12 protein-coding genes and 4 pseudogenes are annotated in these 15,360 nt (G+C 69.2%); 8 read left to right on the top strand and 8 right to left on the bottom strand.

The window, feature by feature from the left end; translation table 11 throughout:
* Positions 1–55 precede the first annotated feature (55 nt).
* The gene (locus ACFV9D_RS31800) at positions 56–1,615 is read right to left on the bottom strand and encodes an ABC transporter substrate-binding protein (RefSeq protein ID WP_385153929.1); all 1,560 of its coding nucleotides are present in this window, start codon (positions 1,613–1,615) and stop codon (positions 56–58) included.
* Positions 1,616–1,905: 290 nt separating this feature from the next.
* On the opposite strand from ACFV9D_RS31800, the gene ACFV9D_RS31805 reads away from it, so the two are divergent.
* On the top strand, positions 1,906–3,315 hold the full coding sequence (locus tag ACFV9D_RS31805) for an MATE family efflux transporter (protein ID WP_385153932.1): 1,410 nt from the start codon (positions 1,906–1,908) through the stop codon (positions 3,313–3,315).
* A gap of 134 nt (positions 3,316–3,449) precedes the next feature.
* Here the strand turns inward: ACFV9D_RS31805 and ACFV9D_RS31810 are convergent, their stop codons facing one another.
* The 3 genes from ACFV9D_RS31810 to ACFV9D_RS31820 form a co-directional block, all read right to left on the bottom strand.
* Positions 3,450–3,884, bottom strand: coding sequence for a DUF6114 domain-containing protein (locus ACFV9D_RS31810; protein WP_385153934.1), 435 nt, complete (start codon positions 3,882–3,884; stop codon positions 3,450–3,452).
* 2 nt (positions 3,885–3,886) lie between these two features.
* The gene (locus ACFV9D_RS31815; RefSeq protein ID WP_385153937.1) at positions 3,887–4,543 is read right to left on the bottom strand and encodes a DUF6230 family protein; all 657 of its coding nucleotides are present in this window, start codon (positions 4,541–4,543) and stop codon (positions 3,887–3,889) included.
* A gap of 184 nt (positions 4,544–4,727) precedes the next feature.
* On the bottom strand, positions 4,728–5,417 hold the full coding sequence (locus tag ACFV9D_RS31820) for a TetR/AcrR family transcriptional regulator (protein ID WP_385153940.1): 690 nt from the start codon (positions 5,415–5,417) through the stop codon (positions 4,728–4,730).
* Positions 5,418–5,778: 361 nt separating this feature from the next.
* Between ACFV9D_RS31820 and ACFV9D_RS31825 the strand changes: the two genes are divergently transcribed.
* A complete protein-coding gene (locus ACFV9D_RS31825; RefSeq protein ID WP_385153943.1) occupies positions 5,779–6,432 on the top strand; it encodes a Tat pathway signal sequence domain protein in 654 nt (217 codons plus the stop codon).
* A 128-nt stretch (positions 6,433–6,560) separates the two neighbouring features.
* Here ACFV9D_RS31825 and ACFV9D_RS31830 read toward each other — a convergent pair whose 3' ends face one another.
* Together ACFV9D_RS31830 and ACFV9D_RS31835 are read right to left on the bottom strand one after the other, a co-directional pair.
* A complete protein-coding gene (locus ACFV9D_RS31830) occupies positions 6,561–7,442 on the bottom strand; it encodes an alpha/beta fold hydrolase (RefSeq protein WP_385153946.1) in 882 nt (293 codons plus the stop codon).
* A gap of 163 nt (positions 7,443–7,605) precedes the next feature.
* A complete protein-coding gene (locus ACFV9D_RS31835; protein ID WP_385153949.1) occupies positions 7,606–8,064 on the bottom strand; it encodes a hypothetical protein in 459 nt (152 codons plus the stop codon).
* 97 nt (positions 8,065–8,161) lie between these two features.
* Between ACFV9D_RS31835 and ACFV9D_RS31840 the strand changes: the two genes are divergently transcribed.
* From ACFV9D_RS31840 to ACFV9D_RS31850, 3 genes and pseudogenes are all read left to right on the top strand, one after another.
* Positions 8,162–9,094 (top strand): hypothetical protein, encoded by a 933-nt coding sequence (locus ACFV9D_RS31840; protein WP_385153952.1) that lies wholly within the window; start codon positions 8,162–8,164, stop codon positions 9,092–9,094.
* A gap of 121 nt (positions 9,095–9,215) precedes the next feature.
* Complete coding sequence (gene bla, locus ACFV9D_RS31845) at positions 9,216–10,178, top strand: class A beta-lactamase (protein WP_385153955.1); 963 nt, start codon at positions 9,216–9,218, stop codon at positions 10,176–10,178.
* A gap of 20 nt (positions 10,179–10,198) precedes the next feature.
* Positions 10,199–10,435: pseudogene (locus tag ACFV9D_RS31850) on the top strand (alpha-L-fucosidase); the annotation flags it as partial.
* A gap of 43 nt (positions 10,436–10,478) precedes the next feature.
* Here ACFV9D_RS31850 and ACFV9D_RS31855 read toward each other — a convergent pair.
* A complete protein-coding gene (locus tag ACFV9D_RS31855) occupies positions 10,479–11,000 on the bottom strand; it encodes a hypothetical protein (protein ID WP_385153958.1) in 522 nt (173 codons plus the stop codon).
* A gap of 445 nt (positions 11,001–11,445) precedes the next feature.
* Here ACFV9D_RS31855 and ACFV9D_RS31860 point away from each other — a divergent pair.
* Both ACFV9D_RS31860 and ACFV9D_RS31865 read left to right on the top strand, forming a co-directional pair.
* Positions 11,446–12,248: pseudogene (locus ACFV9D_RS31860) on the top strand (PP2C family protein-serine/threonine phosphatase); the annotation flags it as partial.
* Between the two features lie 94 nt (positions 12,249–12,342).
* Positions 12,343–13,120 (top strand): annotated as a pseudogene (locus ACFV9D_RS31865) (transposase family protein).
* 41 nt (positions 13,121–13,161) lie between these two features.
* On the opposite strand, the gene ACFV9D_RS31870 reads toward ACFV9D_RS31865, so the two are convergent.
* Complete coding sequence (locus ACFV9D_RS31870) at positions 13,162–14,307, bottom strand: SMI1/KNR4 family protein (RefSeq protein ID WP_385153961.1); 1,146 nt, start codon at positions 14,305–14,307, stop codon at positions 13,162–13,164.
* 204 nt (positions 14,308–14,511) lie between these two features.
* Between ACFV9D_RS31870 and ACFV9D_RS31875 the strand changes: the two are divergent.
* A pseudogene (locus tag ACFV9D_RS31875) lies at positions 14,512–14,973 on the top strand (PP2C family protein-serine/threonine phosphatase); the annotation flags it as partial.
* Positions 14,974–15,360: the final 387 nt, after the last annotated feature.

Below are 15,360 nucleotides of genomic sequence, written 5' to 3' on the forward strand. Positions count from 1 at the left end.
GTGGCCGCTTCCGTCGCGACGGAAGCGGCCACAGCGCGCTCCTGGGCCGTGCGGCTCAAGCCAGCCACGCGTTCTCGAGCTGGACGCGGCCGTAACCGGGCAGCGTGGGCAGGCCCTTGACCTTGGCGACGGCCAGGTCGATACCGTCGGCCATGCCCCACAGCAGGTAGCCCGAGCGTTCGTGCTCGATCTGCTGGAGCTCCTTGAGGGCGGCGGCGCGTTCCTTCTCGTCCGCGGTGGCGATGGCCTTGCGGTATGCGGCGTCGAAGCCCGGGTCGGCCCAGCCCGCTTCGTTCTGGCCGGCCTCGCTTGCCATGGTCTTGGAGGCGAAGAAGACGACCGAGTCGTTGGTGCCCCAGTAAGTGGTGTAGAAGTCGCCCGTCTTCCAGGTCTTGTCCCAGAAAGCGCCGGACTCCTGCTTGACCACCTCGACCTTGATGCCGGCCTCGCGGGCCTGGTTGGCGAAGAGGGTCGCGGACTCGGCGAGTCCGGAGATGTCCTCGGTGGTCACCAGGGAGTAGGTCTTCGAGAGGTCGAACTTGGCCTCGGTGAGGAGCTTCTTGGCCTTCTCCAGGTCCCGCTTGCGCTGGGGGATGTCCTTGGCGAAGGCGGGGTCACCGGTGCCCAGGATGTCGTTGGCGACGGTCCCGTAGCCGGAGAGGACCTGCTTGACCATCGCGTCGCGGTCGACGACCAGCCGCATGGCCTCGCGCACGCGCGCGTCGGCGAAGGGGCTGCCGGCTGCGGTGCGCATGACGATGGGCATCGCCATGTCATTGGGGCGGCGCAGGACTTGGATGTCCTTGCGGGTCTCGGCGGTACGGGCCGCGACGGCGCCGACGTTGGAGGCGACGTCGATCTGCCCGGCGAGCAGGGCGTTGGCCATGGCCTGCGGGGTCTCGAACATGGTGACCTCGATGGCGTCGAGGTGGACGGTGCCGCCGTACCACTTGTCGTTCTTGACGAGGCGCGCGTTGCCGTTCCGGTACCAGTCGAGCTTGAACGGGCCGGTGCCGGGGGCCTTGTCGAGCGCCTTGTCGGAGGTGTCCTTCTTCATGACGAAGGTGGTGAGCCGCGTCAGGAGGGGGAAGTCGGCATTGGCGTAGTCCGAGACGATGACGACGGTGTCCGCGCCCTCCGCCGTGATGCTCTCCGCGCTCTTGACTCCCGGCAGGCGGGCGGCGCCTGACGGAGTGTTGCGCAGACGGCGCAGGGACCAGACGACGTCCTCGGCGGTGACCGGGGTGCCGTCGTGGAAGGCGGCGCCCTTGGCGATCTTGAACTTCCAGGTCTTCAGGTCGGCCGACGGCTCCCAGGAGGCGGCCAGGCGGGGGACGGTGTTGGACGTGGCGCCGGGCATGGCCAGGGTGTCGAAGACGAGGGCGATGACCAGGTAGTCGCTCTCGTTGGCCTGGGTGCCGTGCGGGTCGCGGGTGATGGCTCCGGCGCGTCCCAGCGCCCCGATGCGCAGCGTCCCACCGCTCTTGGGCTTGGTGTCGCCTGCGGCGGGCTTGTCAGCCGTGGTGTCGCCGCTTCCCGAGGAGCAGGCGGCGAGCAGGGCTGCCGTGCCTATCGCTCCGCCGGCCCAAAGCACTTGGCGCCTGTTGAAGTTCACTTACGTCCTCGATCCACTGAAGCAACGGAGCAATGCTTAGGGTTGCCTACCCTAATGACAACCATTACCGCAAGTCGTCGCCCGCGCTCACGAACTCCACGAGGCCCTGACCCGGCTGCCCACCCTCCCGCCGGGCACGACTAGGGTCGCCCTCGTCGACGACGGCGGGGAAAAGTACATGGACACCGTCTCCGACGACGACTGGATGCAGGACCGCGATCTCCTCGACGCAGAGGCCGAGCGGGAAATCGACGAGCTACTCACCGAACTCCGCGGGAACCGATAGACCCATGCTGACCACTCTCTTCCGCGACAGCCGCGCCCTAGGGGTCCTGGCGGTGCCCTTGATCCTCACTCAGCTCGCACAGGTGGCTTTGACCACCACCGACACGGTGATGATGGGTCTCCTCGGCACCACGGAGCTCGCCGCCGGCGGCCTGGCCATCGTCATCTTCAACCAGCTCCGCACCATGGGCGTCGGCCTGGTCACCTCCGTCGGCAACCAGATAGCCGCCGCGGCCGCCCGCGCCGAAAGGGCCGCCGAGGACGCGGGCAGCGGCTCCGGAGCAGAGGCAGCCCACGACGAGGTGCGTGGCATCGTCCGCGCCGGCCTGGCCGTCGCCACCCTCGCCGGCATCGCCGGGGCCCTCCTGATGATCCTCATCGGACAGGCCCTCACCTGGCTCGGCCAGGACGCGGACGTCGTCGAACTGACCCAGACCATGCTCTTCGCGCTGGCACCCGGGCTGCTGCCGTGCCTGTGGTTCCAGGCCGTCCGCCAGTTCACCGTCGGCATGCGCCGCCCCCAGGCACTGCTCCAGATCACCATCGCGTCCGTCGCGGTCAACGCGGGTCTCAACTGGATCCTCATCCACGGCACCTTCGGCCTGCCCCGCCTCGGCCTCACCGGCGTCGGTATCGCCACCTCCACGGTGTACTTGCTGTCCTTCCTGGCCCTCCACTTCTCCGCGAGGAAGGACAAGGAGCTGGCGCCGTTCCTGACCCTGGACATCACCAAGGCCGACGCGGCCACCGTCAAGCGCCTCGTCGGACTCGGCATCCCCATCGCCGCCACCTACGGCTCCGAGGCCGGCTTCTTCTCCATCACCGCCCTCATGGCGGGCTCGTTCGGACCCGACGCCCTCGCCGCGCACACGGCCGTCAACCAGCTCGTCTACATCGTCTTCCAGGCCGCCGTCGGCCTCTCCCACGCCGCGTCCATCAACGTCAGCCGCGAGCTCGCCCTCGGCAACCACGCCGACGCCCGACGCCTCAAGAACACCGCCCTGGCCTGCGCCGCCGCCGTCATGGCCGTCGTCGGACTGCTCTACCTGACCATCCCCAGACTGATCCTGGCGCCCTTCCTCGACTCCGGCTCCGACCAGGCGCTCACCATCGCCACCCACCTCCTGATCGTCACCGCCTTCCTCCAGTTCTTCGACTGCGCCCAGAACATCGGCGTCGGACTCCTGCGCGGTCTCGACGACACCAAGAGCGGCTTCCGCATCACCCTCATCGGCTACTGGGCGGTCGGACTCCCCGCCTCCTGGCTCCTCGCCTACGTGCTGAACCTCGACACCCTCGGCATCTGGCTCGGGCTCCTCACCGGCCTCGCCACCACCGCGGCCCTCCTCCTGCGCCGCTACTCCCAGTCCCTGACACGGCACGAGCTGGTGCACAGCGCTCCCGCCGTCGCGTAACCGTCTGCCGCCGAGGAAGCCTGAACGCCAAGTCCCGGCGCCTGTACCGAGATGGCGTCGCGTCTGCTCGCCACGGTGCGCCGGCTCTGTGGAGTCGGCGCACGGCGGGTGCGGAGGTGATGCACCAGGTGGTGTCAGGCCTCCTTCGGGGAGCGCGCCATCCTGCGGCGCCGGTGGCGTTTGGGCTGGTCGGGGAGCCATCCGAAGGCGAGTGAGCTGCCGATGAGTCCCAGGAGCATGCCGACGAAGAAGCCGCCGAGGTTCGAGGTGACCCAGGTCGCCAGCGAGGCCAGGACGGCGACGATCGAGTAGAACAACCGCTGGCGTGGGTTGAGGACGATCAGTACACCGGACACGATCATGATCACCGGCAGTACGTAGCCGACGAGGCTGTCGGCGCCTGCCATGAGGATCACGGAGATGCTCGCCTGCTGGGTGAGGAGGATCTCGGCGCCACCCAGGGCGATCGCCAGTCCTGCTCCGAAGGGGCGGCGGTGGCGCCATCGGCGGAACGACCGCCAGGGATGCCGTCCGGCGGGCACCAGGGTGGTGTCCGTTCCGGGCGTCATGGTCAGCAGCCCCTCGAGCTGAAGCTCATGTGCAGGTCGGGCAGGGTGAAGCGGCTGGCCGTGGTGGCGTAGTTGGTCTGGCGAACGTTCTTGATGGTGACCGTGTCGGCCTGCTGGCCGAAGACGCCGAGGGGGCCCTTGACCGGCGGTTTGTCGAAGGTGCTGGCGTCTCCGCCGATCTCGATGTTGTCGAACGCGGCGAGCTTGCCGGAGATTTCGGTGGAGTCGGTGGTCAGACCGGATGCCTTGACCGGCGTGCCCTTGTTGCCTGCGGTGATGTGCAGGAAGGTGCCGCCCAGTTCCACGCTCTGACAGAGGTTGGTGAGTTCCGCCTCACGGATCGCGGTGACGATGACCAGTACCTGGCCGCCGGTGTCCCCCGCGTTGGGGCTGCCCTCGGGCATGTTGTCCAGCCCGCCGAACTGGCCGAACCCGGTGCCCCGCAGGGTGTCGGCCGTCACGGTGAACGGCATTCCGGAGATGGCGAACTGGGCGGCGAGCGCGCCTTGTGCAGTGAGGACGACGAGGCCGGCGGCGAGCGCGAAGGCGGGTGCGCCCATCAGGGCCGCGCGCCGGAGGCGGACCCTGCCGCGACGCTCGCAGTCGTCGGCCGGGGGTAGCGAAGGGGTGGTGCCCGTGGGGTCGTCGGACAGAGCCATGAGGTGCTCCTGACGTGAGTGAGGAAACAGACCTGTGGCGGCGATGTCCTGGCGCGGACGGTTCCCCAACCAGCCCGGGGTCTTCCTCGGACTCATGCCGAGGCGGCGTGCCGCAGGGAACCGTTTCGGACGGTACGCCCGTCGTTACCGATCAGTCAACTACTGTGCGAAGAAAGGGAGTTGATCAGGGATGGAGGACGTCAGGACGTGTGAACGGCGACACGACGACGTGCACCAGGACATCCAGCAGCCGCGGAAGCTCCCCTGTCCGGCCCTCGTCGACCGCGCGGTGCACCGCCGCGTGCACGGCCCCCACGACGGTGTCCACCAGCTCACCCCGCCCCACACCCGGCGGCGCCGGCGGCGCGTCCAGGAAGAACCGGCGGAAACTGGCCAGAAGTTCGGCGCGCGCCCGGCGCCCGGCAGGCCCTGCCGACTCGATCTCGACCACCATGCTCGCGAACGCCGGCGTCTGCGCCAGCAGGTCCAGCATCGCCCGCAGACCCGCCCGTACCGCGGCCGGCCATTCCCCGGCGCCGCCCGCCTCGTCATAGGCCTCCTGCATGGCCCGTACCACCACCCGCGTGCCGCCGTGGTACGCGGCCAGCACGGCATCCTCCTTGCCGCTGAACAGGGCATAGAACACCGGCCGGGTCACCCCCGCGGCCGCGCAGATGTCGCTGATCCGCGCACCGCCGTACCCATTGGCCGCCACCGTTCGGGCGACGCCGTCCAGCAGCCGGTCCCGTTGCCGGGACGCGACCTGTTCGGGCGTCAGACGGCGTGGCCCCGGGCGCAGTGAGCGTTCCGGTTCGCGCCCCGTACGCGCTCCCGGCAGGATCTGCCCCTCCTCGGTCGGGCGAGCGCTCTGCATCGGCCACATCCCCCCAGGGCTGTTGACGTCACATACTCGACAGGTTTACAACCCTGATGGGTTTTCCTCTTTGTGTGTCCGGTGGAGGGGCTCCGAGAGACGGAAACGTCTCCACCGCACACCGCACCGTGTTCACGCTTCTCCGTGTATCACGCTCTCTCCGTGTCCCGCGACACCGCTCCGCCGATCCGTGGCGCCGGATCGGCCCGGCGGGCCAAGCGGTACGCGTTCCCCTCGACCGGCGTACTCCGCCGCGCCGTTCGTACCTTCGCTCCTCTTCCCTTGCGTTCGCCGCCACCCCCCAGCGGCGGACGCCGCGCAGTCCCGTCACCCTCACCGCTGGACGAAAGGAACCCCCACCATGAACAAGCGAGCCCTCTTAGCCGCCACCGGCGCAGCCGTCGCCGCCGTCCTGGCGGCCACGTCCTCGGCCACCGCCGCCGGGAGCGTGCTGACCACCGGCAGCGCGAGCGGCACCGCCGTCGCGGTCGGCGACGTCGTCGCCGCCTCGCTGGCCTCCGGCAGTACCGCCAAGATCGCCACCACCTCGGGCGGCAGCACCGGCATCACCTGCAACGCCTCCGCCTTCTCCGCCACGGTCACCAGCAACCCCGCGGCCCCCGGCACCGCCACCGAGACACTGAACTCCCACACGCTGAGCAGTTGTACGACCAACATCATGGGGGCGACCGGGGTGCAGAGCATCACGGTCAACAACCTCCCGTACACCACGGCCGTCACCTCCGGCGGCACGCTCACGGTGAGCGCGGGCAGCACCGGCCCGATCCAGACCACCCTGAAGATCAACACCATCCTCGGCGTGACGACCTGCGTCTACCGGGCCGGCAGTCTGACCGCCTCCCCCAGCAACACCGACAACTCGCTCACCTTCACCAACCAGCAGTTCACCAAGGCCAGCGGCCCCGGCACATGCCCTGCCAACGGCTACTTCTCCGCGAAGTACGGGCCCGTGACGGACACCACGCAGGCCGGCGCACCGGTCTTCGTGAACTGACCCGGACGACCGACCAGGCCCCGCGCCACGCCCACGCCCATGCCCATGCCCCACACGTTCCCCCGGGACTCGGACCGGTCCGGACCAGTCCGAGTCCTGGGGAATGACCCACTGGGTGACGCCCAGGGTCAGCGGCCGGTGTCCAGTACCTCCCGCAGGGTCTTCGCGAAGTCCGCCGGGGCGCCCTGCTGACCGAACTCGCCGCCCAGGAAACCGCCGTGGTGGCTCGGGAACAGCGTCAGCCCGGTCCCGAGCCCGGCCGCGATCTCCGCCGCGGCGCGGGCGGGGAACTCCCCCTCCGACTCCTCGCCCGCCGCGACGACGATGCGCGTCGACGCGGCTCGCAGCGCGGCGAAGTCGGGCCGATGGCTCGTGCAGCCGCGCATGTTCTGGCCCAGCAGCGGGTCGTCGCGCGAACCGTCGTCCTCGGTCGGCAGCCCGAAGTCCGACGGGGAGGGAGCGGGCTCGTCGGCCCAGTCCGCCGGGAAGGGACCCTTACGGCTCGCCATCGCGATGAACTTCGCCATCGCCGGGCCCATCCCCTCACGCAGGTACGTCGCGTGAATGTCCGCGCAGACCGCGAGCGCGGCCTCCCGGTCGGGGAGCACCTGCGCCGTCGGTGGCTCGTGCGCGGCCAGCGTCCGCACCAGTTGCCCGTGGCGCTCCACCAGAGCGAGCGCGTTGACCGCGCCGCCGCTGCTCGCGAACACATCCACCGCACCCACGCCCAGCGCCTCGATCACCCGCCGCAGGTCATCGGCGTGCTCCGCGGGGGTCGTCTCCGCAGCCCCGTCGGTACGGGCGCTGCGGCCCGCGCCGCGCGGGTCGTAGGTGACGACCGTCCGGTCGGCGAAATGCGACGCCAGCGTCGCGAAACCCGTGGCGTCCATCGGTGAGCCGATCAGGAACAACGTAGGACGGCCGTCCGCTTCGTCGGATGCGGCGCCCCGGATGTCGTAGCTCAGCGTGGCACCGGCGGCCTCGAGCGTGTGGGTGTCGACTTCAGCCATGGTCATCTCCTCCAACGAAACCTTGTCCTGAATCAAGACCGCCGCCGCGACCAGAACTCATCGCCCCCACGCAAAGCACTCGTATGGAGGACGCGCTCGCCGCTGGGCAGCGGCCCGCGATCCTCGTCGCACATGGACGCGTCTCCGCGTCCGGGTGGGCGCGCTACGAGGCCGTGCGCGTCACGTCCGTCACCTTGCACTCCACCGTGCCCGCGACCTGGGTCAGGCTCTGGGCCCGGCCCTGCGCGACCTGGCCCGGCGCCAGGTGGTCGACGACCAGGTCGGCCTCCGCCACGCGGGCACCCGAGGGCACCACGAACTCCACGCCGATGACGTAGTCGCTGGGCTTGCTGCTCCGGTTCGTGATCGTGACGTCCGCGTGCGGCCATTTCGTAGCGGAATCGACCCGGCAGGAGGTGATCCGCACGTCGCCCGCCGGCCCGTCGGGGTCGTCGCGCCCCGGGTCGCCGACGGAGAGGGTCACGGCGACGATCCCGCCGATGACCAGTACGGCGAGCACGGCCAGGGTGATCAGTCCGGTGGTCAGGCAGCTGCGCGACCTCCGCGGCCGAGGAGGTGGAGGCTGGGGCGGCCATGGCGGGCCGCCCGGAGGAGCTGTCATGGCCTCCAGAATGCTCTGGGATCCCCGCGTCGGCACGCCGAGCCCACGCGCCGAATTCGCTGGGCATCCGAGCCCCTCGCGGGGGATCATGCGCGGCATGGCCAACTGGGCGACGTATGTGGTGGTGCCGGAGGACGGCGGTGACGGCAGTCACGAGGTGTACGAGGCACGCTTCGGAGCGGTGGGGCTCGACCTCGACCTGCTCGCGGGGCCCGATGTCGTCGTGCCGCTGCTCCGCGCACGCAGCCAGGTGCCGGGACGGTGGCGCGACGACGGTTGTTGCGAGGCCGCAGTGCTGATCGATCTGCGGCGCAGGACACTCCTCCTCTTCGCCTGGGAAGGCCCGATCACACAGATGCGTCATCGGGCGGCCATGTGGGAGGTGCTGCATCGTGCGTGGCCCGGCTGGGAGCTGCGCTGGACGTACGACGGGCCGGCCGAGCTCGCCACCTGTCTGGGGCTGGACCCGGAGGAGGTGCGTTACCGTCATCCGTCCCTCTGCCTGGAGCTGGCTCTGGACCTCGGCGACGAGGAGCTGGTGGAACGCGATCCTCTTGTCCGCGTCGTCACGATCGGCGCCGACCGCTGCCATCTGCTCTCCGCCGTCAACGACCACCCGATCGCCGAAGGGCCTGCCCTTCTCGACCGGCTCGCCGACGCTCCGGCCCACGGCCGGTGCGCGGTTGCCGCCGACTCGGGCATCCATGTCGATCCCGCGCGGCGACGGGTCGGCTGGTGGCTGCTCAGCGCCGTCGCGGGAGCCGGCGAGATGGCATCCCGCTGGCCGGGCTGGACGGTCGAGTTCTGGCAGGACCGCTGGGAGGAGCATGTACGAGTGGCGGGCGGGCGGTTCGTGCCGCCCACGGTGGACCGGGTACAGGCCCTCGCCGAACTCAGGAACGAAGCCGAAGAGCACTGGTCCCCGCGCCCGCCCTCCGGCTGGGTCGGTTGGGTGCAGGCGGCGGCGCCGGACTCCGCCTGTCGCACTGTGACTGCAACCGTCCGGGGCGCCGAGTCCCGTAACCGCTGAGTCCCTGAGCAGCTCGGCACGGAGTGAGCCCTGGGGCGGATGGAGCCCTGGGGCGGGTCCGAAGCCCGGCATGCGCCCTGCCCTTCGTCACGGCTGGCGCCGGGGTCGGTAGGTTGAAGCCATGCCGTACGTCCGCACCCGCACGCTCCGCCGCACTCGCGCCCCGCGCCGCTTACTCGCCGCGGTCTCCGTCCTGGCCGCCCTTCTCCCGCTCGGGGCCTGCGGCCAGGCCGACGGCCCGGCCACCGCGACCTCGCCGGCCTCACCACCGCGAGCGTCCGCCACCACTGCGGCTGCCCAGCCGGCAGGGGCGCGGCTGAAGCAACTCGAGCGCACGTACGACGCGCGGTTGGGTGTGTACGCCCTCGACACCGGGAGCGGTCGCGAGGTCACGTACAACGACAACGCCCGCTTTCCCTACGCCTCCACCTTCAAGGCCCTCGCCGCCGGCGCCGTGCTGCGCACGCGCACTTCGGGCGGCATGGGCAAGGTGGTCACCTACTCCCCGCGCGATCTGGTGGACCCCTCCCCCGTCACCGAGAAGCACGTGGGTACGGGGATGAGCCTCGATGCCCTCTGCGAAGCGGCCGTGCGCCACGGCGACAACACCGCGGCCAACCTTCTTCTCGATGAACTCGGCGGCCCCCAGGGGCTCGACGCGATGCTCGAGGGATGGGGCGACCAGGTCACACAGATGGAGCGGCGCGAGCCAGAGCTGAACCAGTGGACACCGGGCGCGATCCGCGACACCAGCACACCGCGGGCCCTCGCCCAGGATCTCCGGGCGCTGGTCGTGGGTGACGTCCTCGCCGCCGAGGAACGCGGCCGGCTGACGACCTGGTTGAAGACGACCACCACGGGCGCGGAACTCATCCGGGCCGGGATGCCCGAGGAATGGGTGATCGGCAACAAGTCCGGGGCCGGCAGCACGTACGGCACGCGGAACGACATCGCCGTCGCGTGGCCTCCGGGACGTGCGCCCATCGTCCTGGCCGTCATGTCCAACCGCCTTCAGCAGAACGCCCGTTACGACAACCAACTCATCGCCGACGCGGCCTCGGTCGTCGCCGACGCCCTGTCCTGACAGGGACGTACGACATCATCCAGTCGGTGCGTGAACTGGTCCGGGTCTTCACCGAGACCATCGGCCACGGCGGCAACCTGCCCCTGAACACCGGACTGAAGCAGGACGGCACGATCCTCCCCGAGCACGTTCAGCGTCTCGAGAGCCTGGGCAGCTGGATCAGCCGGCACGCGGACGCGGTGTACCCGACGACGGCCGGCCTGCCGTACGGCCGTCACTACGGCCCGCCCATCCCGTCCAAGGACCGCCGCACCCTGCTTTCGTCCCATGCCTTCAAGGGACCAGTCGGCGACGTGCTCCCTATCCGCACCTGCGGCGGTGATACGCGAACGTCAGTGCCAGCAGGAGGGGCCCCCACAAGGTGAACAGGCCACTGACCGTCATCGCCAGCACGTCCCAGCCCTCGGCGTACGGGAAGCCGTCGGCACCGCCGAGGCGGAAGGCCCCGAACGCCCAGTGGACCATCAGGGTGGTGAAGAAGAGGCCACTGATCGTCGCGGGGAGGATCGCCGCGAAGGGCGGAATGCGTCTGCCGCCCAGCTTGGGGACCCAGGTGGGCACGACCTCTCCCCACCGGCGGACCAGGCCGAAGCTGAGCAGGGCGAATGCCTCGGACAGAACGCTGAGTCCGACGACGTAGGGAATGTTCCACGGTGACGGGGGCAGGACCTCCCCGCCCATGCCGTAGCCGAAGGCGATGGGCAGACGCCACAGGCAGACAGGCAGCGCGACCAAAGGTATCGCGTGGGCTGCGCGCTCAGCCCACCGGGGAACGGGCCGCTCTATCGCTGTCGTGTTGCTGTGCGCCGTGTGGGTTGTCATGCCTTCACTGTGTCCGGGCAGCCCACGCAGCTGGATCAACTCCGCGGACAATCCACCTCCGCCGGAAGGGCGAGGAATGCGGAGCAGAAGTCCGACCCTGTCGCTGCCGCCTCGTATCTGCCGGGCTTCCAGCGGTTGGTGGGTCGCGGGAGGAGGACCCGTTCGAGCAGGGGACTATGCATGCCGGCTGTTCTGGCCGGGTGGGACATGCCGCCTCTGGATTAATCGTCTGGTTGGGCCGGTTGGCGGTGTCAGGCTGTATGGGTTGATCACTGTCGCGCGAGAGCCCTGTGCGTACGGGGCATGCGAACGTTCGCTCGAGTGGATGGCGGCGCCTGGAGGGAGGGGGAAGCTGCTCCCCATCCGGGCTGGAACCGCCTCGTACCGGCTCCACACAACCGCCCACTGAATTTCCATGCCGCGCCACGAAGGGATGCAAGCACCGATGTCCGAAGGCGGGCGAAAGCCGGGCAAGTTCGGGGTGGACCGGTCGGAGGGGTTTGGTGAGCGGTTGCTGGGTTTGCTGCTGGACCGGGCTCACGAGATGCCGCCGCAGTGGATCGCCCCGCTCGTTGCGGAAGAGGTGGCCCGGGTCGGTGGCCGGGACGTCTCGATCCTCTTGCAGGACTACGAGCAGATGCTGCTGGTGCCGCTGCCGGGCCGGGGGCTGATGGTCGGTGACCCCGAACCGGTGGAGGGCTCACCCGCAGGCGAGGCGTTCCTGAGCCGCACAACGGTAGAGGTACCGCAGGACGGCACCGTGCGGATGTATCTGCCGCTGCTGGACGGCAGTGACCAGGTCGGGGCGATGGCCGTCACCCTGGACAGCGTCGACGACGACGACCGGCGGTTCTGCGCAGGCTCGCCGGGCTGGTCGCAGACATGATCGTCACCAAGGACGCCTACACCGACCTGTTCTTCCAGGCCCGACGCAGAGCCCCGATGAGCGTGGCGGCAGAGATCCAGTGGTCATTGCTGCCTCCGCTGTCGATGACTGTTCCGCAGGTCGAGGTGGCCGGAATCCTGGAGCCCGCGTACGACGTGGCCGGCGACAGTTTCGACTACGCCCTCAACGGCGACGTCCTTCATGTGGCCATGATCGACGCGATGGGCCACGGCCTGGACGCGGCGACCATGGCAACGGTGGCCATCGGCGCCTACCGCCACGCGCGACGGGCCAACACCGGTCTGTCCCAGGTGTATGCATTCATAGACAGGGCCATCAATGAGCTTCTTCGAGTTGGCCACCGATCGGGTGATATTCGTGAAGCGCAACGAACGAGGCCCCCGAGCTGTTGATCGAGATGTCTGACGTCTCCATCACGTTGCTCGGGGGGCCTCGTTGGTCATCCATCCTGCCGCACTTGACCTACCGCATGCGCTCGTGGAGTGGGTCACCATGCTGGTTGTCACCCGTGAGGGCGACCGGCGCTGCAAGCTCCGTCCGTCCCAGCGGGCGATGGTGGCACTGGTGTACCTACGAGAGCACACCACTCTGGCGAAGATCGCCGCCGGGTTCGGGATCAGCGAGTCCACCGCCCACGCCTACACCCGCACGGTCGTCGACCTGCTCGCCGAACGAGCACCGGGTCTACTCAAGACGCTGCGCGAGCACGATCCCGACTTCATCCTGCTCGACGGAACCCTCGCCGAGTGCGACCGGGTCGGCAACGGCCGGGCCGACTACTCCCAAAAACACCGGCGCCACGGAGTGAACGTGCAGGTCGTCACCGACCCCTGCGGCCGACTGCTGTGGCCCTCGCCCGCCCTGCCGGGCCGCACACACGACCTGACCGCCGCCCGCACCCACCAGATCATCCGGATCTGCGAGCGCCAGGGCGTTCCCATCCTGGCCGATCTCGCCTACCAAGGCGCAGGACCGTGGCTGACGACCGGCATCAAACGCAAGCCACTCCAGGAACTCACTCCCACCGAAAAGACCCTCAACCGGGCGCTGTCCAGCACGAGCGCCCGTTGAACGCGGTGTCGCGAGCCTGAAGTCCTGGCGGATCTTCCGCAGGTCCCGGTGCAGCCCCAACCGCATGACGTCAATCGTCAAGGCCATCCTCACGCTGGAGGCAGCGCTGAAGATCCTTAGTGAGCGCTTCGTCTGGCTATAACTGCCACATGAAGCGCTCACGCGGAACCGAAACCCCTGGGGTCAGTCCTGATCTTGGCTGTACTGGGCCGCGTACCAACTGGAGTCGATGGCGGGGTTGCGCAGCGCCCCCCAGAATCGGTCGTCAGGTATCGGTGGCAGGGGCTGATTGCCAAGGTCCGCATGCAGATCCGCACGCCAATCGAGAGTGAAGTGACTCCGGGTCTCCGCGCTCTCGCACACGGACCTGTACGGGGACCCCCAGATCCCGAGGGCTATCTTCTCCGCGGCCCACCTGCGCGTGTGGTCTCGGCCGGTGTCGGCCTGTGCGAGCACCGCGCGGAGTCGCAAGGCGAGCGGGCCGGTCTGGTCAGGCTGCGGCAGGGCCACACCGCACTCCCACGCGTCCAGGGCTGTCTTGACCTCCGGGTAATTGTTCAGACCCGTTTCGACCGCCAGTCTGCGCAGCTGCTTCCGCGCGGCGTCGACCACCTGCTCATACGGCAGGACTGCGATCAGCGCACCGAGTTCCTCATGCCCGTCCAGGTGGCTCACATGGAGGAGGTCGGTGGGACTGTGGGACAGGTCCAGCTCTGGCAGCTGCTCATCCGGTGCGGGAAGGGGCTCGTCGGCACTGTACTGCGGCCTGGCAGGCGGACGCGCCTCCCAGAACAGCCGGCCGTTGAAGGTGACGACACCGGCGTCCTGGCCGCGCTCAAGCGTGCCGGCCAGTTCGGCCAGATACTCACCCAGCGAGTCGGCCTGCCCGAAACTGGTGCCGGTCTCGTCGAAGAACCGTCCGATCACACCGAAGGAGTCCCGCCCGGTACGGCAATCCATCAGAAGACCGTCCGACGTCACGTCGTAAGAACCGAACTTCACGTAATCGTGAACCCAGTAGCCCTCGGTCTCCCCGCCGAGGCCCTGGTCGATGCCGCGCATGAACCCGGTGTCCCCGAGGATTCCGCTCACTCCGAGCAGCCGGTCGCCCGTGCTGAAGCGGAAAGCCTCAGGTCCCTCCAGCGCCCCGTTGTGCCGGAGGAGTGAAGCGACCAGGTCCGGAGGAAAGGTGACCCCCAGTTCCTGTTGCGCTGCTGCGATCTCCTCGCCGCCTGCAGGCGGCCGAAGCGTGGCAAACGTGCGGGGCGCGTGCTCGCGCAGCCACGCGTCGATGCGAGTCCATGAGTCCTGGACCAGGTCTGATGTCATAGGGCCGACCTTAGAACCAGCGGCTGACAACAGCTTGATCGTCGCTCACCGGCCTTGCCGCCGGGTTGGCGTTCAGGCCGGCAAGCTTCGAGCGGCCCCTTGTCCCGGCTCACCAAGCTGCTGGCACCGGACGCTGCAGCCGCCCACTCGACACTGAAGCGCTCAGTCGCAATCACCCGATCGGTGGCCAACTCGAAGAAGCTCAATGAGCAGTTCGGCCACGACCACTTCGTCACCGCCCAGATGATGTGTCTGAACATCTCTACGGGCATATTGCAATGGGTCAATGCCGGCCACCCGTCGCCGCTGCTGATCCGTGGCCGCGCCGTGGTGGACCGGTTGGAGAGCCCGACCACGTTGCCGGTCGGCTTCGGCGGTGAGGAGCCGGTGGTCAGCGAGCGGCTGCTGCAGCCCGGGGACCGGCTGCTGTGTTTCACCGATGGCCTGATCGAAGAGCATCAACCCGGTGGGGAAGAGTTCGGTGAGGAGCAACTCATCGAGTTGACCAACCGAGCCGTCCGGGACCACACGGCGGTGCGGCCGGTGGTGCGCGCGCTCTCCCACGCCCTGAAGCAGGAACGAGGCGGCGTCACCAGCGACGACGCGACCATCTTCCTCATCGAGTGGCGCGGCGGCGACGCCGATCATCTCGCCACCCTCGATTGAGCCGACAGCCACCGCCGCCACAGAGCCGACGGAGCCGAAGCCGGCGCGGCCCACCCGCCGTGCGCCAAGCCGCGAACGCGTGTCGTCGATCCGCGCGACGTATCCATCACCATCGCCGCCTACGTCACGCCATTCTGGAAGGCGGGCGTACGGGGCGCGCCGGGCACGGGCAAGCAGGTCGACGAGCGCGTACGCCTTGTGTGCAACCCGATGCGTGCCAAGTCGCTGCGTGCGCCCAAGGTGCCGGAGGACCTGCGGGAGGCATGCGTGCTGGAGACCGCACAGCGGGTGCGGGACGTCATCTCGGCGCTGGGTGCGGGCTGCGCCAAGGGGAGGTCTTGGGCATCTCGCCGGAGGACGTCGACTTCCAGCATGGCGTCATCCGTC

Origin of the sequence: Streptomyces sp. NPDC059875 (assembly GCF_042731085.1) — a bacterium.
GTDB lineage: Bacteria > Actinomycetota > Actinomycetes > Streptomycetales > Streptomycetaceae > Streptomyces.